Origin of the sequence: Methanolobus chelungpuianus (assembly GCF_024500045.1) — an archaeon.
Taxonomy (GTDB): Archaea; Halobacteriota; Methanosarcinia; order Methanosarcinales; family Methanosarcinaceae; genus Methanolobus; species Methanolobus chelungpuianus.
Map to the genome: position 1 here is coordinate 480,328 of NZ_JTEO01000004.1, position 21,288 is coordinate 501,615.

Annotated in this window: 22 protein-coding genes and 1 pseudogene; 8 read left to right on the top strand and 15 right to left on the bottom strand. The window is 48.6% G+C overall.

Annotation, left to right across the window (positions count from 1 at the left end; all coding sequences use genetic code 11):
- Nucleotides 1-71 precede the first annotated feature (71 nt).
- The gene (cfbA, locus tag PV02_RS06995; RefSeq protein ID WP_256622664.1) at nt 72-467 is read left to right on the top strand and encodes a sirohydrochlorin nickelochelatase; all 396 of its coding nucleotides are present in this window, start codon (nt 72-74) and stop codon (nt 465-467) included.
- Between the two features lie 120 nt (nt 468-587).
- On the opposite strand, the gene PV02_RS07000 is transcribed toward cfbA, so the two are convergent.
- Entirely contained in the window at nt 588-1,280 is a 693-nt protein-coding gene (locus PV02_RS07000; RefSeq protein WP_256622665.1) for a DUF169 domain-containing protein, read from the bottom strand.
- A gap of 216 nt (nt 1,281-1,496) precedes the next feature.
- Between PV02_RS07000 and PV02_RS07005 the strand changes: the two genes are divergently transcribed.
- A complete protein-coding gene (locus PV02_RS07005; protein ID WP_256622666.1) occupies nt 1,497-3,404 on the top strand; it encodes a hypothetical protein in 1,908 nt (635 codons plus the stop codon).
- A gap of 96 nt (nt 3,405-3,500) precedes the next feature.
- Here PV02_RS07005 and clpB read toward each other — a convergent pair whose 3' ends face one another.
- The 5 genes from clpB to groES form a co-directional block, all read right to left on the bottom strand.
- Nucleotides 3,501-6,155, bottom strand: coding sequence for an ATP-dependent chaperone ClpB (clpB, locus tag PV02_RS07010; protein ID WP_256622667.1), 2,655 nt, complete (start codon nt 6,153-6,155; stop codon nt 3,501-3,503).
- Between the two features lie 170 nt (nt 6,156-6,325).
- Nucleotides 6,326-7,552 carry a DEAD/DEAH box helicase gene (locus tag PV02_RS07015; RefSeq protein ID WP_256622668.1) on the bottom strand — a complete coding sequence of 409 codons (1,227 nt, stop codon included), beginning with the start codon at nt 7,550-7,552 and terminating at the stop codon, nt 6,326-6,328.
- Nucleotides 7,553-7,834: 282 nt separating this feature from the next.
- Nucleotides 7,835-8,296 carry an Hsp20/alpha crystallin family protein gene (locus tag PV02_RS07020; RefSeq protein WP_256622669.1) on the bottom strand — a complete coding sequence of 154 codons (462 nt, stop codon included), beginning with the start codon at nt 8,294-8,296 and terminating at the stop codon, nt 7,835-7,837.
- 159 nt (nt 8,297-8,455) lie between these two features.
- Nucleotides 8,456-10,063 (bottom strand): chaperonin GroEL, encoded by a 1,608-nt coding sequence (gene groL, locus PV02_RS07025; protein ID WP_256622670.1) that lies wholly within the window; start codon nt 10,061-10,063, stop codon nt 8,456-8,458.
- Between the two features lie 44 nt (nt 10,064-10,107).
- Nucleotides 10,108-10,383 (bottom strand): co-chaperone GroES, encoded by a 276-nt coding sequence (groES, locus tag PV02_RS07030; RefSeq protein ID WP_256622671.1) that lies wholly within the window; start codon nt 10,381-10,383, stop codon nt 10,108-10,110.
- A 170-nt stretch (nt 10,384-10,553) separates the two neighbouring features.
- Here groES and PV02_RS07035 point away from each other — a divergent pair, with 170 nt between their 5' ends.
- Nucleotides 10,554-10,964 carry a winged helix-turn-helix transcriptional regulator gene (locus PV02_RS07035; RefSeq protein ID WP_256622672.1) on the top strand — a complete coding sequence of 137 codons (411 nt, stop codon included), beginning with the start codon at nt 10,554-10,556 and terminating at the stop codon, nt 10,962-10,964.
- Nucleotides 10,965-11,008: 44 nt separating this feature from the next.
- On the opposite strand, the gene PV02_RS07040 is transcribed toward PV02_RS07035, so the two are convergent.
- From PV02_RS07040 to PV02_RS07055, 5 genes and pseudogenes are all read right to left on the bottom strand, one after another.
- Entirely contained in the window at nt 11,009-11,848 is an 840-nt protein-coding gene (locus PV02_RS07040) for a molybdopterin synthase (RefSeq protein WP_256622673.1), read from the bottom strand.
- Nucleotides 11,849-11,897: 49 nt separating this feature from the next.
- A pseudogene (locus PV02_RS13340) lies at nt 11,898-12,119 on the bottom strand (IS5/IS1182 family transposase); the annotation flags it as partial.
- A 3-nt stretch (nt 12,120-12,122) separates the two neighbouring features.
- The gene (locus PV02_RS07045; protein WP_256622674.1) at nt 12,123-13,112 is read right to left on the bottom strand and encodes a hypothetical protein; all 990 of its coding nucleotides are present in this window, start codon (nt 13,110-13,112) and stop codon (nt 12,123-12,125) included.
- A 224-nt stretch (nt 13,113-13,336) separates the two neighbouring features.
- Complete coding sequence (locus PV02_RS07050; RefSeq protein ID WP_256622675.1) at nt 13,337-13,921, bottom strand: S1 family peptidase; 585 nt, start codon at nt 13,919-13,921, stop codon at nt 13,337-13,339.
- A gap of 182 nt (nt 13,922-14,103) precedes the next feature.
- Entirely contained in the window at nt 14,104-14,445 is a 342-nt protein-coding gene (locus PV02_RS07055; protein WP_256622676.1) for a hypothetical protein, read from the bottom strand.
- A gap of 310 nt (nt 14,446-14,755) precedes the next feature.
- Here PV02_RS07055 and radC point away from each other — a divergent pair, with 310 nt between their 5' ends.
- The 3 genes from radC (at nt 14,756) to PV02_RS07070 (ending at nt 16,780) form a co-directional block, all read left to right on the top strand.
- Nucleotides 14,756-15,445: a RadC family protein gene (radC, locus tag PV02_RS07060; protein WP_256622677.1), complete on the top strand. Its 690-nt coding sequence runs from the start codon at nt 14,756-14,758 to the stop codon at nt 15,443-15,445.
- Nucleotides 15,446-15,502: 57 nt separating this feature from the next.
- Nucleotides 15,503-16,465, top strand: coding sequence for a YbgA family protein (locus PV02_RS07065; protein WP_256622678.1), 963 nt, complete (start codon nt 15,503-15,505; stop codon nt 16,463-16,465).
- Nucleotides 16,466-16,528: 63 nt separating this feature from the next.
- A complete protein-coding gene (locus PV02_RS07070; protein ID WP_256622679.1) occupies nt 16,529-16,780 on the top strand; it encodes a hypothetical protein in 252 nt (83 codons plus the stop codon).
- 93 nt (nt 16,781-16,873) lie between these two features.
- Here PV02_RS07070 and PV02_RS07075 read toward each other — a convergent pair whose 3' ends face one another.
- Together PV02_RS07075 and PV02_RS07080 are read right to left on the bottom strand one after the other, a co-directional pair.
- Nucleotides 16,874-17,464, bottom strand: a complete 591-nt coding sequence (locus PV02_RS07075) for a 30S ribosomal protein S3ae (RefSeq protein ID WP_256622680.1) — start codon at nt 17,462-17,464, stop codon at nt 16,874-16,876.
- Between the two features lie 226 nt (nt 17,465-17,690).
- Nucleotides 17,691-18,152 carry a DUF5788 family protein gene (locus tag PV02_RS07080; RefSeq protein ID WP_256622681.1) on the bottom strand — a complete coding sequence of 154 codons (462 nt, stop codon included), beginning with the start codon at nt 18,150-18,152 and terminating at the stop codon, nt 17,691-17,693.
- 380 nt (nt 18,153-18,532) lie between these two features.
- On the opposite strand from PV02_RS07080, the gene thiM reads away from it, so the two are divergent.
- Nucleotides 18,533-19,318, top strand: a complete 786-nt coding sequence (gene thiM / locus PV02_RS07085; RefSeq protein ID WP_256622682.1) for a hydroxyethylthiazole kinase — start codon at nt 18,533-18,535, stop codon at nt 19,316-19,318.
- 9 nt (nt 19,319-19,327) lie between these two features.
- Nucleotides 19,328-19,981: a thiamine phosphate synthase gene (thiE, locus tag PV02_RS07090; protein WP_256622683.1), complete on the top strand. Its 654-nt coding sequence runs from the start codon at nt 19,328-19,330 to the stop codon at nt 19,979-19,981.
- Between the two features lie 36 nt (nt 19,982-20,017).
- On the opposite strand, the gene PV02_RS07095 is transcribed toward thiE, so the two are convergent.
- Together PV02_RS07095 and PV02_RS07100 are read right to left on the bottom strand one after the other, a co-directional pair.
- Entirely contained in the window at nt 20,018-20,719 is a 702-nt protein-coding gene (locus tag PV02_RS07095; RefSeq protein ID WP_256622684.1) for a M48 family metalloprotease, read from the bottom strand.
- A 44-nt stretch (nt 20,720-20,763) separates the two neighbouring features.
- Entirely contained in the window at nt 20,764-21,120 is a 357-nt protein-coding gene (locus tag PV02_RS07100) for a BlaI/MecI/CopY family transcriptional regulator (RefSeq protein ID WP_256622685.1), read from the bottom strand.
- Between the last annotated feature and the right edge of the window lie 168 nt (nt 21,121-21,288).

Here is a 21,288-nt window from a genome sequence, read left to right on the forward strand (position 1 = left end):
CTTAAACTTAAGCCGCTTCTTGTAGCACTTTTAATGTAATTTATAATACTTATCTGGATACAGGTGATTAAATGACTGAAAAGATTGGAATTTTAGCAATTGGTCATGGAAGCAGGCTTCCCTACAACAATCAGGTAGTTTCAGAAATTGCCGACATGATAGCAAAAAAGCACCCTGAGTTCGTTATCAGGTCCGGCTTCATGGAAATGAGCACGCCTTCCGTGGAAGAGGCTATGCTGTCCTTTGCAGGCACTGGCGTGACAAAGATCGCTGCTGTTCCTGTGTTCCTTGCATCCGGCGTGCACATTACCAAGGACATTCCCGAGATCCTCAAACTGGACCCCGAGACAAAGCAGGGAAAAGTGAAGCTTGACGGCAGGGAAGTTACAATAGTATACGGTAAGCCTCTTGGAAGCGATGAGCTCATTGCAGAACTGATCTTCAAGAGAGCACAGGAAGTCTTTTAAAGCTGCACCTTCGCAGCGTTTTTTGCATATAGGGATCTGAATAGTGTTTTTTAAAAGCGTCGGGAACAGGCATTTAAAACTGTGCCTGTCCTCGGTATTGTCCGGATCACAGCCTGGGTATTAACAGGGCTGGCCGAACATCTTGTCTGCGGCCTTCACCAGCTCAGGGAGCCTTTCAACAGGGATGCTGATGATCATCTCTTCATCCTGTATCTGCGTGTACTTGCGGCTTCCGCTGCAGCCTACGGTCACGCCTACCTCTCCTGTCGTATATGGCAATGCCACACCGTCACCGCACAGGCTCTGCTTGCCTGCAAAACTGGAAACTATCCTGCCTCCTGAAGTGTACAGCAGTGCCTGGGAAAGTTCCATAACGTGCCTGGGGGTTGTGACTATGACTATAATGTCAGGCATGAAGTTTGTCTCCTCCAGGGGAGCATAAAGGATGTTCTTCACGGAGAATGGCTCGACATGAGGCACCCTTTCCATGGTCTCCCTTGCAGCCTCAAGGTTGCCAAAATGATTAAGATGGAAATAGAACTCTCCGCTCTTGAGCTTCTCGCCCATTTCATGCATACCCATCACAGCGGCCCCACCCTTGCACTGGTGATCATCATAGGTGGTATAGAACGCAGAACCGGTCCTTCTCACATTATCCACCATCTGGCAGTGTCTTGTGGACTCTCCTATTTTTTCCATGCCTTCGGGAATATCCTTCTCATCGGCGACGAGTTTGACTGCAACAGGAGATGTTTTAAGGTTAAGTGTTTCTTTCAGCTCACGTCCTAGTCTGTTCAGTTCTTTAAGTTCCATATTGATTATTCTCCGTTTATTAAGTGTTCCGTATAGGGATGTGCGAAAAGTATACACAACTCTGGCATTTATATATAAAAGGCTTTCGAGAGATAAAATTATATATGCTAAATCAATATATTAATTTTGGTAGATAGGTATGTTTATATTTTTAAATGTTATAAAAATAACAGGTAAATTCTAAAAGCAAAGTTAAAAGCTGCACGGAGGAAAAACATGGGATGGTTCGATGTTGTCGCAGGTATCGCGACAGGTGGATTGTACACTATAGGAAAAGCTGCCTACCAGGCAGGCAACGCGGCAGAATCTGCAGGTAACGCTGCAGAAGAGGCAGGACTGGCTGTGGCGGTCATAGGGTCGACCATAGAGGCTGTAGGGAAGCAGCTTGTATCCACACTGAAGGAAGCTGAGGAGCTCCTGACTATCGACAGGCTGACACCAAGGAGTGAGGCGGACCTGTGGGATGAGGAGAAGTCAAGGCTTAATTCCCTGAGGCAGGAGAAAACAAAGGTCGAGAACGAACTTAAGAAACTTGGTATCAGCAACCCTTCAAGTTTCAATTTCAATTTCTGGGACATTGTATCGAACATTGATCTGGTAATTCAGCAGTTCCAGCTGCTCGCCAGGCTTGCGGCGGTCAATAAGGAGATCCAGAACATATTCTACCAGGAGCCCGGAGTACTCACAACAGGAATATATAACGCAAAAGAGTCTCTCGAGCGCTTCAATACCATCGAGCAGCCTATGATAGAGGATATACTCGCTTCCCTGGATGATAATCTGGAGGTGAGTGAAGAGATACTTCAGGAAATAAAGAAGCTCTTTGTGACCACCAAGAAGGTAGAGATCCCGGTAGGCGAGCAAAGCGAATCCCTTAAAGGGAAACTTGAGGCCATCAGGATAGATAAACAGTACTACAACAAGCTCCTGACAAGGAAGGACATCCTTACATCCAAAATGTCAGAAGTGATGCGTGTTTATCCTGAGAACGTGTTCCATATAGGAGTGGACTCCATTAAGGTGCCGTATGAAAATGTCTATGCTTCAGATATTCTGGAAAGTATTACAAACATCGGAAGCATTGTTGATAACCAGGTCAATACCGGCAGCATCGTTGACAACACCATAGTTCAGGGAAATATAAGGGACGGCCTGGTTAATGCAGGGAGCATAAAGGATAATGCAGCTAACCTAAAAGATGAACTGACTGCTGTAAATATAAAAGATGAAACAGTGCTCATTGGAGCGGTCCGGGACGTTGCTGTCAATTCAGGCAATACCCTGTCTAAGGAAGTCTCTGGAGGAACGAGTGTCATTAAAGAAGCCGGGAGTATTGCCGCAGCTAACAAAGTATCAGGCTTAACAGAAGGATCGATCATAGGATCTGCTGTCGTGAAAGATAGTTCTGTCATGGCCGCCAGGACCGGCGGTACCATTGTGAGTGCACTTGAAGAGGGGAACAACGTATCAGCAGGAAATGCAGCAGTCAGCCTGAGAGCCCTCTCCAGCGCCACAGCTGCAGTATCCGAACTGAGGTCATACTCTTATATGTCCTCCATGCAGCCATACGGCGCAAGGATATCCGCATCCCTCAGCACTAAATTCGATGGATACCAGCGCAACTACGACCTCATGAAAGCCCAGAAGGCATTCTATGCAAGGCAGTCCCTGAAGCTTGATAAGCATTATGAGAAACTGGTTAACAAGTGGGTCGAAGTGCCAGGGGTCATTCCAGGGACGCTGGAAGAGCTGCACGGGGTCCTGCAGCGTGTCAGGACCGAGGAACAGCCACGTATAGATGTGCTGCTCGATAACCTGAACACGGGGGTACCAGGTACACTTGAGGAACTTGGTGCCGTGCTACGCACCGTGAGGACTGAAGAGCAGCCGCGCATAGACACGCTGCTTGATAATCTCAATGCGAACCTGACAGAGTCCAAAGAGGCAATATCAAAGGCAAACGAGACAATGGAGTCGGTCCAGAAAGCTCTTTCACTCCTTGATACGGGTTCAAAACTGAATACGAACCTGATAAAAATAGGCGCCATGGCAGTGGGGGGACTTGTGGTCCTCAATCTTTTTGTCGGACTGATAGTCCTCATCAGGATGGCACTTGGAATGTAAAGGGTATACTCCTTCAATGTTAAAGAACAGGATAGGGATTTTCCTACCCCTATCCTTTAATCTTTTCATTCATGTGCGCTTCTGGCCTCAGCGATCTCATTGCGCTGCTTCCGTAACACTTATCAGGATCTCTCTGCCATCCGAGCCCACTGTCACGGTCGAGCCCTCCGGCGCCTTGCCTGCTATTATAAGCTTGGCTATCCTTGTCTCGACCTCGTTCTGGATGACACGCTTAAGCGGCCTTGCACCGAAGGTCTCGCTGTAGCCCACCCTGCCAAGGTAGAGCTTTGCCTCTTCCGTGATGTTGAGGGTGATACGCCTCTCCTTGAGCCTTTCCTGAAGGTCCGCGACCTTGAGATCCACTATCTGAGCCAGCTCTTCCGGCTTGAGTGCATGGAAGATGACCACCTCGTCGATACGGTTAAGGAACTCCGGCCTGAAATACTTGCCAAGCTCCTGCATGGCCCTGATCTGCAGTTCGGAGTAGTCGAGCGTCCTCTTACCGCCTGATTCGGGGATTCCCTGCTCCGGCCTGTAAGTGCCGCTGTCACTGAGCAGCTGCGTCAGGTCGCCCCCGAAGATGTTGGATGTCATGGTGATCAGTGTGTTCTTGAAGTCCACGGTGCGCCCCTTGGAATCGGTGAGCCTGCCATCGTCCAGTATCTGGAGCATGACGTTGAACACGTCCGGGTGAGCCTTCTCTATCTCATCGAACAGCACTACGGCATATGGACGCCTGCGCACGGCCTCGGTTAGCTGGCCTCCCTCCTCGTGGCCTATGTAGCCCGGAGGTGCACCGATAAGGCGCGCAACAGTGTGCTTCTCCATGTACTCCGACATGTCAATGCGGATCATGTTATTCTCATCATCAAAGAGTTCTGCAGCCAGCGCCTTGACAAGCTCTGTCTTGCCTACTCCCGTGGGACCCAGGAAGATGAAGCTTCCGATAGGCCTTCTCGGGTCCTTGATGCCTGCATAGTTGCGTATGACCGCATCAGCAACGGCCCTGACAGCCTCTTCCTGACCGATTATGCGGTTGTGCAGGTTCTCTTCGAAGTGCATGAGCTTCTCACGCTGGCCCTCCATGAGGCGGGTGACCGGGATGCGGGTCCACTGGCTCACTACCTCGGCTATGTCTTCCTCACCTACCTCCTCGCTCAGGAGCATGTCACCCTGCATCTCCTTGAGACGTGCCTCTTCCTGCGTGTACTCTTTCTGGAGGGGTATGAGAGTGCCGTACTTCAGCCTGGATGCAAGTTCCAGGTTGTTGTCATTCTCCGCAAGCTCAAGCTGTACCTTGGTATCTTCTATCTGCTGCTTCAGGGCATTCAGCTTCGCAATGGCCTTCTTCTCCATGTCCCATCTGGCTCTCATGGCGTCGGATTCGGCCCTCCTGTCCGCAAGCTCTTTCTCCAGAGCCTCGAGCCTCTCTCTGGAAGCCTCGTCCTTTTCCTTTTTCAGGGCCTCGCGCTCGATCTCAAGCTGCATTATCTTGCGGTCAGCTTCATCTAGTTCAGCGGGCTTGCTGTCGATGGCTGTTCTCTTCTTGGCCGCGGCTTCGTCCACAAGGTCTATGGCCTTGTCGGGCAGGAACCTGTCGGCTATATAGCGGTTGCTCATCACGGCGGCAGCCACCAGTGCGGAGTCCTTCAGGCGCACCCCGTGATGCACCTCGTACTTCTCCTTGAGGCCGCGCAGTATGGATATGGTGTCCTCTACCGTGGGTTCTTCCACAATGACAGGTAGGAAGCGGCGCTCCAGGGCGGCATCCTTCTCGATGTACTTGCGGTACTCGTCCAGTGTGGTGGCACCTATACAGTGCAGCTCTCCGCGGGCAAGCATGGGCTTGAGCAGGTTGCCTGCATCCATTGCACCTTCCGTGGCACCCGCGCCCACTATGGTGTGGATCTCATCGATGAAGAGAATGATCTGGCCTTCCGATTCGGCCACTTCCTTGAGCACGGCCTTGAGCCTTTCCTCGAACTCCCCCCTGAACTTGGCACCGGCCACAAGCGCACCCATGTCAAGGGCAATGATCCTTTTGTCCTTCATGGCCTCCGGGACATCTCTCTTTGCCACACGCTGGGCTAGCCCTTCCACTATGGCGGTCTTACCCACACCGGCCTCGCCGATAAGCACGGGGTTGTTCTTCCTGCGCCGGGACAGGATCTCTATGGAATGCCGGATCTCCTGGTCCCTGCCTATCACGGGGTCAAGCTTTCCCTGTGATGCAAGCTCGGTAAAGTCGATACCATATTTCTTGAGAGGCTCCATGGTCCCCTCGGGATTCTCTGATGTCACCCTCCTGTTCCCCCTTATGTCCTTGACTGCCTTCAGAAGTCTGTCCCTTGTTACGCCTTCTGAGGCGAGTATCCTGCTGCCTGCGCAGCTGCTCTCCCCGACTACAGCAAGCAGGAGATGCTCGACACTTACATACTCGTCCTTCATCTTCCCCGCTTCCCTCGAGGCAGTATCAAGCACGCGGCGCAGGGTCTGCGTCATATATACCTGTTCGCCCCCCGGACCGGATACCTGGGGAAGCTCCTCCAGGTGCGATTCAACCTTCTGCGTAACCCGCTCAGGATTCACATCCATGTTCTTGAGCAGTGCAGGCACAAGCCCTCCCGACTGCTCGAGCATTGCAAGCAGGATATGTTCACAGTCGATCTGCTGGTTCCTGTATCTTGCAGCAATGGTCGTCGAATCCTGAACAGCCTCCTGGGCCTTCTGTGTGAAACGATTAAGATCCATGATCCTTTCTCCCAATTATAATTGCAGTTTTCTCCCTTAATAATTTAATCTGCGCGCACCAGCATTGCCGGAGCATTCAGACTCATCATCCTGTTTACTGTCCCTGCCCCATTTCCGGTTCCTGAAAACAGAAACCGGGCGGATCATCCCCGGAATACGTTCTTAGGCATCTACTGACGCTTGTGAGTGCCGTGCCCCGGCCTCCTTGGAGGACGCGGTTTCCTTGGAGCCGGTTTTGCTTCGTCACCCACCGCATCCTGCGCCCGCTGTGAATGATAGCGGTGCCTCATCACCTCGATCTCCATCCTTGTGAGCTTCTCGATACTGCGAAGGAAGTTGCGTTCATCCGCGGCACAGAATGAATATGCCGTCCCGTCCGCTCCCGCCCTTGCAGTGCGCCCGATGCGGTGCACATAGCTCTCGGGTTCATTGGGCAGGTCGTAGTTTATCACATGGGATATGTCCTCGATGTCTATTCCCCTGGCTGCTATGTCCGTCGCTACAAGCACCTGCAGCTCGCCTGAACGGAAACTGTCCATCACTCGTGTCCGGTGGGCCTGTGACTTGTTGCCGTGTATGGCATCGGCACCCACGTTGTTCTTGTTCAGCATCTGGGCAACCTTGTTGGCCCTGTGCTTCGTACGGGTGAACACCAGCACGCAGCTCAGATGGTCCTGCTGGAGGAGGCTCACCAGTAGCGCGTCCTTGTTCTCGTTGTCCACGAAAAAGACGCGCTGTTCTATGCGCTCAACAGTGGTTGCCTGGGGAGTCACTTCCACCTGCACCGGGTCCTTGAGCAAGCGCCTGGCAAGCTCTCCTATCTGCGGGGACATGGTCGCCGAGAAGAAGAGCGACTGGCGCTTGTGCGGCAGCATCGAGACTATCCGGTTGACGTCTTTGATGAACCCCATATCAAGCATCCGGTCAGCCTCATCAAGTACGAAGAACTCGACCGCACTCAGTTTGACGATGCCCTGGTCCATGAGATCGAGCAGCCTTCCAGGAGTTGCCACCAATATATCCACGCCCTTTGTTATGCTCTTGAACTGGGGCACTTGGCTCACACCGCCAAACACTACCGTATGCCGGAAGTGAAGGAAGTGCCCATAAGCTGCAAAACTGTCGCCTATCTGTGCCGCAAGCTCCCTCGTGGGTGCAAGTACAAGCACCCTGGGGAAACCCGGGCTCACGTGCTTGTGCTTCTCATGCATCCTCTGGAGTATGGGCAGCACAAAGGCAGCAGTCTTGCCCGTACCTGTTTGGGCGATGCCTATGAGATCCTTGCCCCTGAGCAGCTGCGGTATGGCCTGCATCTGTATAGGCGTTGGTGCTATGTAGCCTTCCCTGGTAAGGGCTCTCTGCAGGGGGTCTATAAGGTTAAGATCTGTGAATTGCATATTATCCTCTGAATCTAAATCATAATTTAATTGATAAGGCTCGACTAGAGAGGCCTTCAATTGCTCAATGTTGCCGTTTTTAAAGACAGACCTACAGAGGGCCCAAGGTATATGAAATATGACTCCTCGTGATCCCGCCCATTATATTTTCCATTGCCTGGAACGGAGGTACGATCAGTTGGCAACAGGAGTTCGGGCAATCCCCGGACCCATTACACCGGGAGCCGTCCTGAACCCGGAGCCGATACCATATCCCTGACAATTTTCCTTTTTAATGCCAGGTCATTCGATCATTATCTTCTGCTTTTCCTCAGGCTGCTGCTTTGGGAGTGTCACTGTGAGGACACCGTTCTCAAGCTTTGCTTTCGCGCCTTCGGAAGTGACAGCCGCAGGAAGTGTCAGTGTCCTTGAGAACATGCTGTAGGTCCTTTCCCTGCGGGTGTAACCTTCATCCGCGCTCTCGGACTCCCTGCCGCACTTTGCAGTGATGCCTATCACATTGTCCCTGATGTCGATGTCAACATCCTTCTTATCCACTCCTGGCAGATCAGTGGTCACTGTGATATTGTTACCTTCATCCTTCACATCCACAAGCGGTGCCAGGGTCCCGCTTTCCGACCATTTTTCCTCAAGGCTCATCTCCTTGATCATATCGTTTATCTGGGTCTGCATCTGCCTCATCTCATCGAACGGGTCCCATCTTGCAACCCTAGTCGGATTCCATCTTGTCAGTCCGAATCTCATATAATCACCCCATTTTGCCTTAATGGACGTCTGGATATTTTTCGTTCATCCTATTTGCGGTACAAAAGGCCTTTTATGACCTTGCACGTGTCTGTTCTGCTGTTATGCCCCTGCTTTTCCTTACAACACCTCCAGCTCCTGAAGATAAAGAAGGGGCGATCAGATTATGATCGCTGCTGTCTGCTTGTCCTTCTCATCATCATAGTCTGCAACAAGTGCCTCGGTGGTAAGTACCAGGCCTGCAATGGATGCAGCGTTCTGCAGCCCGCTCCTTACGACCTTGGTCGGGTCGATAACGCCTGCCTCGAAGAGATCCTCGAAGGTATCGGTCTTGGCGTTGTAGCCGAACTGGTCATTGGGCTCTGCCCTTATCCTGGCCACGATCTCGGCACCCTCGCGTCCTGCATTGACAGCTATCTGTCTGACAGGCTCTTCCAGTGCGCGCCTGACTATGTTCAGGCCGATCTTGCGGTCACCTTCAAGCTCCATGCTGTCAAGGGCGCTGACTGCATGGAAGAGTGTCACACCGCCTCCTGCGACAACGCCTTCCTCAACTGCTGCCTTTGTAGCGTTCAGTGCGTCATCGATCCTCATCTTCTTCTCCTTGACCTCGGTCTCGGTTGCTGCGCCTACCTTGATGACGGCGACTCCGCCTCCGAGCTTGGCAAGGCGTTTCTTGAGCTCCTTCTTCCTGAACTCCGCATCCGTGACCTTGACCTGGGACTCGATGAGCGCCATTCTCTTCTCTATGGCCTTCCTGTCACCCTTGCCTTCAACTATAGTGGTCTTGTTCTTGTCGATATTGATCTTGCGGGCGTGTCCTAGCATGTGTTCGGAGAACTCTTCGAGCTTCATGCCCCTGTCCTCGCTGATGAGCACTCCGCCGGTAAGTATGGCGATATCCTCAAGCATCTCCTTCTGCTCATCACCAAAGCCCGGTGCCTTCACAGCGCATACTCTCAGGGAGCCGCGCACGATATTCAGGATGAGCGCAGCCTGTGCATCGCCTTCCACGTCCTGGGCGATCATCACAAGAGGCCTGCCCTCCTTTGCAACCTTCTCAAGCACGGGAATGATCTGGTTCATGGTGCTGATCTTGCGGTCTGTTACCAGGATGTACGGATCCTCGAATTCGCAGGTCATCTTCTCGTGGTCGGTTGCCATGTACGGGGAGACAAATCCGCGGTCGAACTGCATACCTTCCACGACCTCAAGGGAGGTTTCCATTGTCTTGGAGTTCTCGACTGTAATGACGCCGTTGTAGCCCACCTTGTCCATCGCATCGGCAATGAGAGCACCGATCTGCTCGTCATTGTTGGCAGAGATGGTGGCAACCTGCAGTATCCTGCTCTTGTCCTTGACCTCCTGGCTCTTCTCCTTCAGACGGCCCACAACCTTCTCGGTGGCCTTTTCAATACCCCTCTTTACCTCTATGGGGTTGGCGCCTGAAGTGATGTTCCTTAAGCCTTCGGTTATCATTGCCTGTGCAAGCAGGGTGGCCGTGGTGGTACCGTCACCGGTGGTATCCTGTGTCTTGGATGCCACTTCCTTGATGAGCTTGGCACCCATGTTCTCGAACTTGTCTATAAGCTCGATCTCTTTGGCAATGGTCACACCGTCGTTGGTGACCACAGGGCTTCCTGCCTTGTCAAGCACAACGTTCCTTCCCTTGGGGCCAAGGGTGATCTTTACGGTATTTGCAACCTTGTCCACACCGCTTAAGAGCGCTTTGCGCGCATCCTCGTCAAACATGATCTGTTTAGCCATATGATTACCTCTGTGTCAATTGATCAGCAACTGTCTGTGCAGTCTCACTTCTCCACAACTGCCAATACGTCCTTGAAATCGATGAACATATGTGTCTCACCGTTGAAGTCGATCTCATCGCTCTTATATCCGCCGTAGATAACATGGTCGCCCGCCTTGAGCGGGAGCGCCTTGCCGTCCTCGAAAGTCCCTACCCCGACCACTATGCCCTCCTTTCTCTCTTCCTGGGCTGAATCAGGAATATATATGCCGCTTTCAGTAACTTCCGCTTTCTTGATCGATTTGATCAACACTCGTTCTCCTATTGGTCTGATCATCATAGTAGATTATCCTCCAAAGTTATCCCGGCAATACCCGGCTTACAATTGAACTATATAACAAAACTTCTATATATACCCTTTCAGTAAAATTGAGTTAATTGGTTTTTTGTAGATATCATTTCGATTTAATACAGAAAACTATATATCTATTCTGATGGATAGTAAAAATCATGCCACAACAGATCATACTCATCAATCTTGAAAAACCAAGAGAGAAAAAACTAGAGCATGATATAAGCTGGTTATGTAACAGTTTCGGTTTGTCATCAGGCAGGGATACGGAAAACCTGGCTACTCAGATAGTGACGGATCTCTTAAAGCAGCTTGCTATGGAAGAAGAGCGTGTGTCCTCTGATAAGATAGCCGAAGATCTTGATGTGACACCTTCAAGGGTCAATCACCACGTAAGGAATCTTATTAATACAGGACTGCTGTACAGGGACAGGCGTGCACTCTATCTCCGGGGAGGCAGCCTGAAAGCTGCAGTCAGGGAGATGAGAAAGGATTCCGACAGGATATTCGACGAGCTTGAGGAGATCGCAGAAGAGATCGACAGGCAGATGGGGCTGAAGAACAGGTAGGGGCACAGCAGGAACCTTGTAAGGCCTGCCGTGAGACCGCGAGTTCACTCACCGCCGCTTTTATCGTGCACCCAGAAATCGCCATCCAGCGTAAGCTCTTTTTTCCAGATAGGCACTTCCTCTTTCAGCCGTTCGAGCGCATCAACCAGGGTGACGAACAGTTCCTTCCTGTGACCTGCAGCGACCACTATATAGACAATATCCTCGCCTGCCTTTATCAGGCCGGTCCTGTGGTGCATCAGCACATCGATGATGCCTTCCCTTTGCTTCATCTCCACGCATATCTTTTCCATGGCACGCTCGGCAACATCGGCATATTTCTCGAATTCAAGAGCCTGCGTATGAGTCCCGTCTGTCATCTCGCGGACAATGCCTGTGAATGTTGCAATGCCTCCTGAGAACCCGATGTCGGGATTACTTTTGATCTTCCTGATGAGGGATCCAAGGGTTACCCAGTCCTCCTGCTCAAGGACAAGTTCCACAAGTCTGTCAGTATCCCAGTCAGCCCGCTCGGGCAACCTTGCAACTACATTCACGATGCCTTCGGCATCAGCTGCTTCCCCCAACACGATCTTAGGAAGGGAACTGCTCTTTGCACCTTCCACAACAGCAAAGTCCATACCGGCATCGGCCAGTGAGTCGAGGGCCTGGTCAAGTGTCGGATTACGCTTTACAATCACAAGCTCGGAATCGGTTATCGCAGCAACAGCATCTGCGCCTGCATCGAAGTGTTTTCCCGTATCGGTATCTGTGGGATTGAAACGATGATGGGACATTATCTTGACAGTGCCTACGGAGCCTTTCTCAGACAGGGCTTCTACAAGACGGGTGACCAGGGTGGTCTTACCTGTGTTCTTGTAGCCTGACACACAAATGACTTTCATGGGAAGGGTTATGATCATTCATGATATAAGTACACGGCGAACATGACAATTAGAATAAAAAATAAAGGAAAAAGGGCTCTGTAGAAATCCTCCTTTGAGTCAGATAGATAACCTTGGCATACTTGCCAAGGTTGTGTACTAGTAATTTTATTTTCATCTCTTTTACCTAGTTCCAGTACTTCCGTGCTCTGATCTCTTCTCAATGTTTCCTTTTGAGGTCTGTGAACATTGTTTCAGCCAGATTTCTGTTATGATAGAGTTGCTCATCAAATCCTTAACTTTTGACCTTCATTAGTATGAGAAGACTCAGAATTAGTATCACGGAAGTAAAACCCGGTGATTTTTTTGCAGTTTCGTTCTCTTCACCTGATAAGTCTGAAGTTCCAACTTGGTTCATCTCTTCATCTGGTAGCTCATCTACTACTGGAATATCTGCAAAAACAAAGACTACTGGTACATCACTTATCCCTATTTGCTCGAATCGATTATCAATCACCTGATAAATTTCATCTATTAAAGTTTCATTTACTTTTTCCGGGGTGTTAGAATAGAACTCTACGAACAAATATCCATTAATACTAGTTCCAAAACCAATCACTGGACCATCAAGAAAATAATGGTCTATTTTTACATCATTATGACTGCCCTTTACAAGCAAATCTGTCCATTCTCTCTTTTTTCTTTCCTCGGTAATAACAGGCATTGTTCCCCGTGTAGTTATGAAATTGGAGCTCTTTCTAGCTTCTTCAAACATCTCAGGGCCATAATCGGGTAATGGGAAGGTTTCATTTATGTTTGCCCATATGAAAACAACCGGTACTTCACTTATACCTCTCTGTTCACAGTAGCCATCTATCTTTTGATATATTTCATCAATTCTAGAATCATTTATTTCTTCACGATAATAAGGATCTAGGTCTACTATTAAAAAATCCTCCGCAAAACTATAACTGATTATAGCTTCGTCAAGATCAGAACAAGAAGGACTCATTTTTGTTAAATTAAGCCAACACTTGCTAAGAGAATAGGACCATTTCGCTCTTTCACTGTCATTTGTGGTTTCGGGAAATACCCCCCTATTGGTTATGAAAACTGGGTCCATTTTAATTCGTTCAAAGTTAGACTCAAAACTATTTAAAGTGGAAAATTCCTTAATAGATTCAGAATAGTTTATTTCAATATCAGCATTTACGGAAAAGGGTAACAAGGCGACAACACACATCAAAATGATTATTCTTTTGGTAAATATGATTTTTGTAAACATCAAAACAACTCCTATAAATACAATTAAAAGTTCGTATTATATGATAAATCGTAGGTAAAAATATAAATTTTTCATAACCGTGTATTTGACTTATAATGCTAGTGTAATATATATTTGACTAGTATATAGTATAAAGAAATTAAAATATAAGAAGCCAAATTAAATTTTAAATAATTTGGCCCTTTAAGAAAGAACTTTAGGCATACTCCTCTTATTATACCTATTTAATTATAAATCCGAAGAACTACGTTTAAGTCTAGTGTCACTCCACTGACGGGGGAGAAAACGGCTTGTGTAGGGCTGTCATGTCCCCAGTGTACACCTACTATTTTAACCGTATTGCTTCCGTAATTCATAAATACAGGTCCACCGCTATCTCCATTGTTACTATTGTAACTGGCTACGAATTGATCTTGTAAAGGACCAAAAACAGTACTGATTTTACGTACGTATTCTGCTGTAACAGTACCGGTTGTTGTACCACTTACTATTCCTGATAGATAGACAGTATCACCTAAGGAGGGGTCTCCATAACTAACTACATCTTTTACTATATTATTGTTTGCCCAATATATGTCGTCTGTAACACTGTTTGTTTTTACCCATGCAGCATCTGAAAAAACGCAATTATAGTAAGTTACGTCTCCTACTTTTCTTGTGTTATCGGGTTGATAAATATCTCCTCCAACACCACCCGATGTCCTAGCGCAATGTCCAGACATTACAAATCCTTTATTACCACTACTATCTTGTGCAGCAAATGATGATGTCGCTGAATACCAGAGGTTGGTGGATGTATTTTTGTACATTAGTTTCACCCCTCCAATCAGTGGATTCCATATATCACTGCGAGTATCAAGAATAACTGGCTTTGACTTTATGAAGACGACTGGAATGTTAGACAATCCATCCTTTTTTGCGTCTTCCTCTATTATGTTATATATTTCATCTATTGTAGACGTATCAACCGTTCCCCTGTCTTCACTAAGTTCTATGAACAGTATCCACCATAGTTGATACCAAAACCAGAGACAAACTGACCATTTAATTCTGTATAAGGCATTATTTTATCCTTGGAAAGTCGCATACTTGTCCCTATTCTGTTTAACCATACTTTTTTTTCTTTATCTTCTGTAATCTCAGGTACTACTCCTCGAATTTCAATCACATTTGAATCCGCTTTAAGAGAATCAAATGTTTTCGCTCCGTAATCTGGTAAATAATAATTAAGTGATTCATCCCGACTTGAATCGGAATCTGAAGCACTACCTATTCCAATGAATATAACAGATATCACCATTATACTCAAACATATTTTTAGCATTCTATCCATTTTATAACTTAGCAAAAATTATTATAATTTTGCATATAATTAGAAACAATGCTACTAAATAAAATTACCGACTGTTTAAATTTATGAGTTATAAATAAAAAGAAGACTTCTGCATAGATTATTTTTAAGAAAATGGGCGTAATTATTTAAACATAGCTTAAACTAATTTTACCAGCGAGCTCTTAAAATACTATCATTGTGTATGTGCAAGCGTTTGTTCCAACAACCAATTGGAAAAATCATTATAAGTAGCAAATTATAATAGTCAATTTTCGAATAATTTATAAATGTGAAAATTATTCACGCTTGCATGAACCAGTACAAAATATGCATCCGTGACATGCCCGAGGACGAGAGGCCCCGGGAACGATTGCTCAAATATGGCCCTGAAGCGCTCTCGAACGCAGAACTGCTGGCAATCATCCTGAGGACAGGCACGCAGAAAGAAAATATTGTCAACCTGTGCAGCCGAATCTTTTCAGAGTACAGCATCAAACAATTGAGTCAGGCCAACGTCAGCAAGCTCACAGAAATCCATGGCATAGGCACTGCAAAGGCAGCCCAGATAGCAGCGGTGTTCGAGCTTGCACGCAAGCTGGAAGGATTCACGGACGAGCCAAAGCGCAAGATCAGATCACCTGCGGATGTGTACTCGCTGCTCTATCCAAAAATGAGGGAGCAGAAAAGGGAAAGGCTGGTGGCCCTGCTACTTGATACCAAGAACCAGGTGCTCCGTGAGGAGGTCATCTCCATCGGCAGCCTGAATGCTAACATTGTCCACCCGCGGGAGGTATTCAAAGCCGCACTCATGGAATCGTGCGCTTCGGTCATCCTCTCCCATAATCACCCCTCGGGGGACCCCACGCCAAGCAGGGAGGACATCGCTGTAACGGAAAAACTTGTCGAGGGAGGGAAGCTGCTGGGAATAGACGTGCTGGACCATGTGGTCATCGGGGAAGGAAAATATGTGAGCCTCAAGGACGAAGGCTTTGTCAGATGATCTCGCTTTTCGGTTTGAGTACTTATATAAGCTCCTGGAACCAACACTGTGCATATCATGATGCACTCCAGTCCACGCCCCCGAATCCTGATAAGCAAATGCCTTGGTTTCTCGCCCTGCAGGTACGATGGAAGCATGGTCCCCTTTCCTGTTGCGGAGGCTATGGGGGTCTATGTTGATTTTATCGCCGTATGCCCGGAGTACGAGATCGGTCTGGGGGTGCCGCGTGCGCCCATACGTATCATCTTGGGGGATCAGGATGCAAGAAGGCTTGTGCAGCCTGCCACCGGGCTGGATATTACTGAAAGGATGGCTGATTTTACTTCTGCGTATCTGGACAGGCTCGATACTATTGATGGAGCCATCCTTAAATCAAGGTCTCCTTCCTGCGGCATCGGGAATACGAAGATCTTTTCCTCTTCCGCGAGCAAGGATTGCCTGCACCGCAAGGGTACAGGTTTTTTTGCTGAAGGACTGAAACTTCATTTTCCGTCCCTTCCCACAGTGGATGAAGAGCAGCTTTACGATCCTGCGATAAGGGATGACTTCCTGGCGCGTGTCTTTGCCCTGGCCTCGTTCAGGGAGGCGGCAGGGTCAGGAAAAATGAGTGAACTGTTGGACTATCACACGCGCAACAAGTTGCTATTGATGGCTTTCGACAAGAAGGCCATGAAATGGATGGGTGACCTTGCGGCCAACCATGGGAAGCGCCCGCTTGATGATGTACTGAAGGACTATGGCCGATCTATCCGGGAAGTGCTTTCCCGGGAGGCCGGTATCGGGTCGAACATCAATGTGCTCATGCACGCAATTGGTTATTTTTCCGACAGGCTGACAGGTGATGAGAAGCTCCTCTTTGAGGGCATGATAAGCAAATACCGCAGGGACAGCACTGTGCTGGCGGAGCTCAGGCAACTCCTCCTTTCCTGGATAATGCGCTCCAATGTGGAATATCTGGCTCAGCAGACTTACTTTTCCCCTTATCCTCCCGAACTGTCGGGGACTTTGCGGCAAGTTTGATATCTCCGGACCTCATAGTCTTATACGGGATCGCTTGTACGCGGCGACCAGGGGTAATGCAAAATGGAAGATGAGTTTCGGGAAAATGGTGATATGGATTTTCCGGACATCGGGGATGATGACCCGGAAGAGACCGTGCAGGTCTGTCCTGTGTGCGGGAGCATGGAACTTTACTATGAGGCAGGCGGAGTCGAAGGACTGTACCACTGCAAGAACTGTGGCTACATCGGCTCTTTCATCGTAGAGGCCAACGAGGAAATGGCCAGGCTGATCAGGGAAGAGTACGAGAACAAGGGACGTAATACTGCACTATAGGCTGGCCTGCCGTAATTGGCAGTTGCTGCATTCTGAGAAAAAGTGATTGCGGGTATCACCGGAGTGATACCTTTGAACGTTGGGATATTATGCTTAAGCTGCTGCAGGAAGTGCCTTGACTTCGGTCTTCCTGATCTCGACCCTTCTGAGGGGGTAGATGAACTTAGCATTCCTGTAGATGTTTGCGGAAAGCTTGCCCATGATGGCTTCTTCGATGAACTGCTCGAAGTTGAGTTCTGCTGCGCGCTCAACGACGATCTTGTTCATGATCTCCCTGATGGACTTGATCTGGCTGGTCCTTGCCCTCTTGACAGTGAAGCAGATGGGCTTGACCCTTATGACGTAGCCGTCCTTTGTGGTCACATCGAGGTTGGTGTCGATCCTTGATGTCTGGCGCTTGACGATGGAGCGCAGGTAATCGGTTGTGATTTCGTGTCCAATGAATCTGGTGTTGGCAACGTCACCATTGACTTCACTGATCTCGAGGATGAGCTTTGTGTTGTGTTTTGTGAAGTCGTTTGCTATCTCTCCGACAGTGGTCTCAACAACACGGCCAACGAGCTGCTCCGGGTCTTCTGCAGGGGTAACTCCGATGTTTGTCCTGCTGATGAACTCGGGTGTCTCTACGTTGTACCAGGTCTTTGACTTCCACTTGTCTAACTTTCTCTGTACTTTCTTTGCCAAGGAATTCCTCCGGATGAGTGTGATTTTATGATATTGATAATGTAATTGGTGTAAGTGTTCAACGGGCGATCATGATATGAAATGAAGTAATCTATGCATTAAATTGGCTTTCTATAGTAGTCATGTCCGTATATAAAGAAATCGGTTCATGCGGTATTTTACAGAGTGCGGCCATGAAAATATGAATATTGACCCACAGATCCGGGACAAAATATTGAGAGAGGCTCTATTTTATCTCTCCTGTTTCCTTTAAGAAGCTTATCCACCGGCGTGCTTCAGCGACTCTCTCGCGATTAAACGTTTCAAAAAACTCTTTCTCTTTTTCTTTTGACACGCCCTCTTCAATATCCCTGAGATCCATGAGAGTGCGCAAGAGTCCGGCAGTCTCATCGAACAACTTCTTTGCTTCTTCTTCTGTAAGTTGCCCGGTTGCCAGTTCAAGCTCATCTTCTTTTGCTTTTTCACTGATGTGCAGAATGCACCTGTCAATAAATTCCCTGTCTTTGTTATCAAGTTTCTTTTTGTTGAGAAGCTCCCATACAACAGTGTGCGGGTTGTACTTCTTTCCATTCAGTTCTATATTATAAGGTATCTCTCTGCCTACCCAGATCAGGCGCCGATGTAACGCTGCAAGTAGATGCTTTCTCTCATGTTCTGTAATGGTCCTATCTTCAGACGTTTCGCTCATAAATCCCCCTTTGATAAACTGTCAGGGTGGCACAAATACTTAATTAGTACTTGTGCTTTAATGCAAATATAAGTTTAGAGGATTCCATTTGTCAACTTATCATTTCCTTATCTATGAGCTATCTGACAACTTTCATCCCTTTTGTGCTGGGCCTCATATTCCCACCATGTTTTTTATTGAATGTCTGGGCAGTTTGGCAGCGTAACTTGAAAAGGCCTTGGACATTCCTATATTTATACATGAATATGGTGGAAGTACATACAGGGTAAACTGCCATCCGCATGATTAATACATAATGAGCTCGATAGCGGGTCATCGACTGGAATCACTATTTGAACATGTCAATCCAGGACGTGCAAAAATAAGCATCGAGGACTATAATGAAGGACCCACTCAAGACACTGAGAGAAACAAGACCGCTGATACATCACATAACGAACTGGGTAACGATATATGATTGCGCCAACATCACAAGAGCATTCGGTGCGCTTCCGGTGATGGCACATGCACGCGAGGAATGCGCCGATATGACAGGTATTGCATCCGCGCTTGTGATCAACATCGGCACCCTGACATCCGAGCTTATCGACTGCATGATCATCTCGGCAGCCGCCGCGAACAAGAAGGGCACCCCGGTAGTGCTTGATGCAGTGGGTGTCGGTGCAACAAAGTTCAGGGACGACATGGCTGCGAAAATCCTTAACTCCGCAAGGGTCGACATCATCAAGGGCAATTATTCAGAAGTGGCAAAACTTGCAGGTGAACATGCGCAGACCAAGGGAGTAGAGGCAACCTCCATAGATGCCGATCCCCTGCAGGTCGCAAAAGCTCTGGCAGGGTCAAGGTCGTGCACCGTGGTCATGACAGGCAAAGAGGACATAATAAGCGATGGTAAAAGGACTTATATTGTGAGGAACGGCCATGAAAGGATGGGCTCCATTGTCGGGACCGGCTGTATGGCTGCGTCGATAATAGGCTCTTTCGCCTCTGTCAACAGCGATCACTGCGATGCTGCAAAGGATACACTATGCTATTTTGGCGTGGCAGGGGAACTGGCAGCCGCAAAGTCGGAGGGCCCGGGAACATTCAAGATGTACCTCTATGACGAGGTGGCCAACCTTACAGATGAAAAAGTAAAACCCCTGATGGACTTCGAAGAACTCTGACAGGCAGCCATGGACAAAAAGAAATTGCTTGGCGAGATAGATTTCTATCTCGTTACGGATTCAGGCCTCTCTAAGAAAGGTAGCCTTTCTGATGTACGCAACGCGGTGGAAGCCGGATGCAGGATAGTCCAGTACCGTGAGAAGGACAAGAGTACAAAGGAGATGGTGGAGGAAGCTCTTCTGATAAAGGGGATCTGCAGGGACAAGGCTATCTTCCTGGTCAATGACCGCATTGATGTTGCCATGGCTGTGGATGCGGACGGCATACATATCGGTCAGGACGACATGCCAATTCAGCTTGCACGACAGCTTCTGGGAAGTGACAGGATCATCGGCCTTACAGTTCACGACCTCGGGGAGGCGCTGCAGGCCGAGCGGAAAGGCGCTGATTACGTCGGCCTCAGTCCCATATTCGGCACGTCCACCAAGAAAGACGCAGGAGAGGGCATCGGCCCTGAGCGGATAAGGGAAGTGAAGGATGCCCTGAGCATCCCAGTGGTCACCATAGGCGGTATCAACAGGAAGAACTGCGTGAGTGTTATTCAGGGCGGCGCCGATAGTCTGGTGGCGATCTCAGCTGTCGTATGCAGTGACGATGTAAGAAAGGAAACCAGGGAATTCATAGACCTCATACGCAATACAAAACGCAATCGTGCCCCTTGAGCACATAACCGGGTCGGGGTGTTCCCCCTTTTCTTTTTAGCTGAGTTTTGCCCTTGCGGATTCCACTGCATTCTTACTGACAGTCTTTGATGCAAACGTATCCGCCAATCCCTCAAGCTCATTTCCTGTACAGTTCCTGGTAAATGTTATCATGGACAGGTTTCTCAGAATGGGAGTTCCGGTCCTGTGACGCAGATGCCATACTTCGTGTGCAAGTATAGCTTTCAGTTCGTCCATGTCCATGATCTCGATCAGCCCGATGGACAGGAAGATGGCCTTTCCGCAAGCGAATGCTCTTGGGACTGCAGAATCGTAATAATAGACATTCACTGTGCCGGATGAGTTCAAACTACTGTTGTTTCCGACCTTGTTTACAAAAGCCTGAGGCCATTCCATGATTTCCACGATCGGTCTGGCCCTGTATCTTCCGATGAGGACTCTCTGGTATACTCGCGGCAGGAGCAGGGCCGCGAGAGTCGAGAGGCCGGCATAAGCTGTGTATATCTCAATAGTAAGCATCCGGCTGCAGTGCATGGATGAGACGACTATGCCGATAGAAGCGAGCATGCATAACTGTGCGGCAATGAATGAGGATATACGGATGCCGGGAGTTTTGGCATTAAAATATGACACGAACAGCAACAGGGCCGTGAACAGCGATGCCAGCAGCAATGGAAGCATGCCAGAATCTGAGATGCAGGTAATGTAGCATCCGATCTCATTGCTTATGGAAAACATTTACCAGTGCCCCGCGAATCCCGCCACTCTATTATCCCGATACCTTATTTCTTGTTATAGGTATGGAAGTTCTCTATGGCTACCTTGCCGAAAGTGTCCACAAGGCTATCCAGCACCTTGCGGGTGATGGAATTTGCCGTGCTGTCCATGGACTCGCTTGCGGAATACAGATATCTTACCCGCTGTCCGCTCCTGTCCACTGTCCTTTTTGCATAGCCGGCCTTTACAAGCCTGTCAAGCGTCCCTGCAACGCTGGATAGGGGGATACCCGTCCTTTCAGTGATATCGGGCGTGGTGCACTCACCGTTCTCCCAGAGGACTGTCATTATCTGGGCCTCGATGGGACTGAAGAACTTGGTAAGGCCTTCATTTGAAAGGTTTATCCGGTCAAGTTTAACCATGCGTTTACAACAGGTGTAAGGCAATATAAGTCTTACTGTGCCGCATAAGCTGAGTCTTGATAAAGATCAGCATGCTCTTTTGCTCTGCTTTTTGTTCCACTAGTTCACGGGCCCGTTTTGAATACCTGCAGATGCAAGTGCTTTACATTGAACGTAAAGCTCAAATAG

Bases quoted from the DNA above. Each gene is read 5' to 3' on its own strand.
- cfbA (WP_256622664.1), top strand. From the start codon at position 72: ATGACTGAAAAGATTGGAATTTTAGCAATTGGTCATGGAAGCAGGCTT.
- PV02_RS07000 (WP_256622665.1), bottom strand. From the start codon at position 1,280: ATGGAACTTAAAGAACTGAACAGACTAGGACGTGAGCTGAAAGAAACA.
- PV02_RS07005 (WP_256622666.1), top strand. From the start codon at position 1,497: ATGGGATGGTTCGATGTTGTCGCAGGTATCGCGACAGGTGGATTGTAC.
- clpB (WP_256622667.1), bottom strand. From the start codon at position 6,155: ATGGATCTTAATCGTTTCACACAGAAGGCCCAGGAGGCTGTTCAGGAT.
- PV02_RS07015 (WP_256622668.1), bottom strand. From the start codon at position 7,552: ATGCAATTCACAGATCTTAACCTTATAGACCCCCTGCAGAGAGCCCTT.
- PV02_RS07020 (WP_256622669.1), bottom strand. From the start codon at position 8,296: ATGAGATTCGGACTGACAAGATGGAATCCGACTAGGGTTGCAAGATGG.
- groL (WP_256622670.1), bottom strand. From the start codon at position 10,063: ATGGCTAAACAGATCATGTTTGACGAGGATGCGCGCAAAGCGCTCTTA.
- groES (WP_256622671.1), bottom strand. From the start codon at position 10,383: ATGATGATCAGACCAATAGGAGAACGAGTGTTGATCAAATCGATCAAG.
- PV02_RS07035 (WP_256622672.1), top strand. From the start codon at position 10,554: ATGCCACAACAGATCATACTCATCAATCTTGAAAAACCAAGAGAGAAA.
- PV02_RS07040 (WP_256622673.1), bottom strand. From the start codon at position 11,848: ATGAAAGTCATTTGTGTGTCAGGCTACAAGAACACAGGTAAGACCACC.
- PV02_RS07045 (WP_256622674.1), bottom strand. From the start codon at position 13,112: ATGTTTACAAAAATCATATTTACCAAAAGAATAATCATTTTGATGTGT.
- PV02_RS07050 (WP_256622675.1), bottom strand. From the start codon at position 13,921: ATGTACAAAAATACATCCACCAACCTCTGGTATTCAGCGACATCATCA.
- PV02_RS07055 (WP_256622676.1), bottom strand. From the start codon at position 14,445: ATGGATAGAATGCTAAAAATATGTTTGAGTATAATGGTGATATCTGTT.
- radC (WP_256622677.1), top strand. From the start codon at position 14,756: ATGAACCAGTACAAAATATGCATCCGTGACATGCCCGAGGACGAGAGG.
- PV02_RS07065 (WP_256622678.1), top strand. From the start codon at position 15,503: ATGATGCACTCCAGTCCACGCCCCCGAATCCTGATAAGCAAATGCCTT.
- PV02_RS07070 (WP_256622679.1), top strand. From the start codon at position 16,529: ATGGAAGATGAGTTTCGGGAAAATGGTGATATGGATTTTCCGGACATC.
- PV02_RS07080 (WP_256622681.1), bottom strand. From the start codon at position 18,152: ATGAGCGAAACGTCTGAAGATAGGACCATTACAGAACATGAGAGAAAG.
- thiM (WP_256622682.1), top strand. From the start codon at position 18,533: ATGAAGGACCCACTCAAGACACTGAGAGAAACAAGACCGCTGATACAT.
- thiE (WP_256622683.1), top strand. From the start codon at position 19,328: ATGGACAAAAAGAAATTGCTTGGCGAGATAGATTTCTATCTCGTTACG.
- PV02_RS07095 (WP_256622684.1), bottom strand. From the start codon at position 20,719: ATGTTTTCCATAAGCAATGAGATCGGATGCTACATTACCTGCATCTCA.
- PV02_RS07100 (WP_256622685.1), bottom strand. From the start codon at position 21,120: ATGGTTAAACTTGACCGGATAAACCTTTCAAATGAAGGCCTTACCAAG.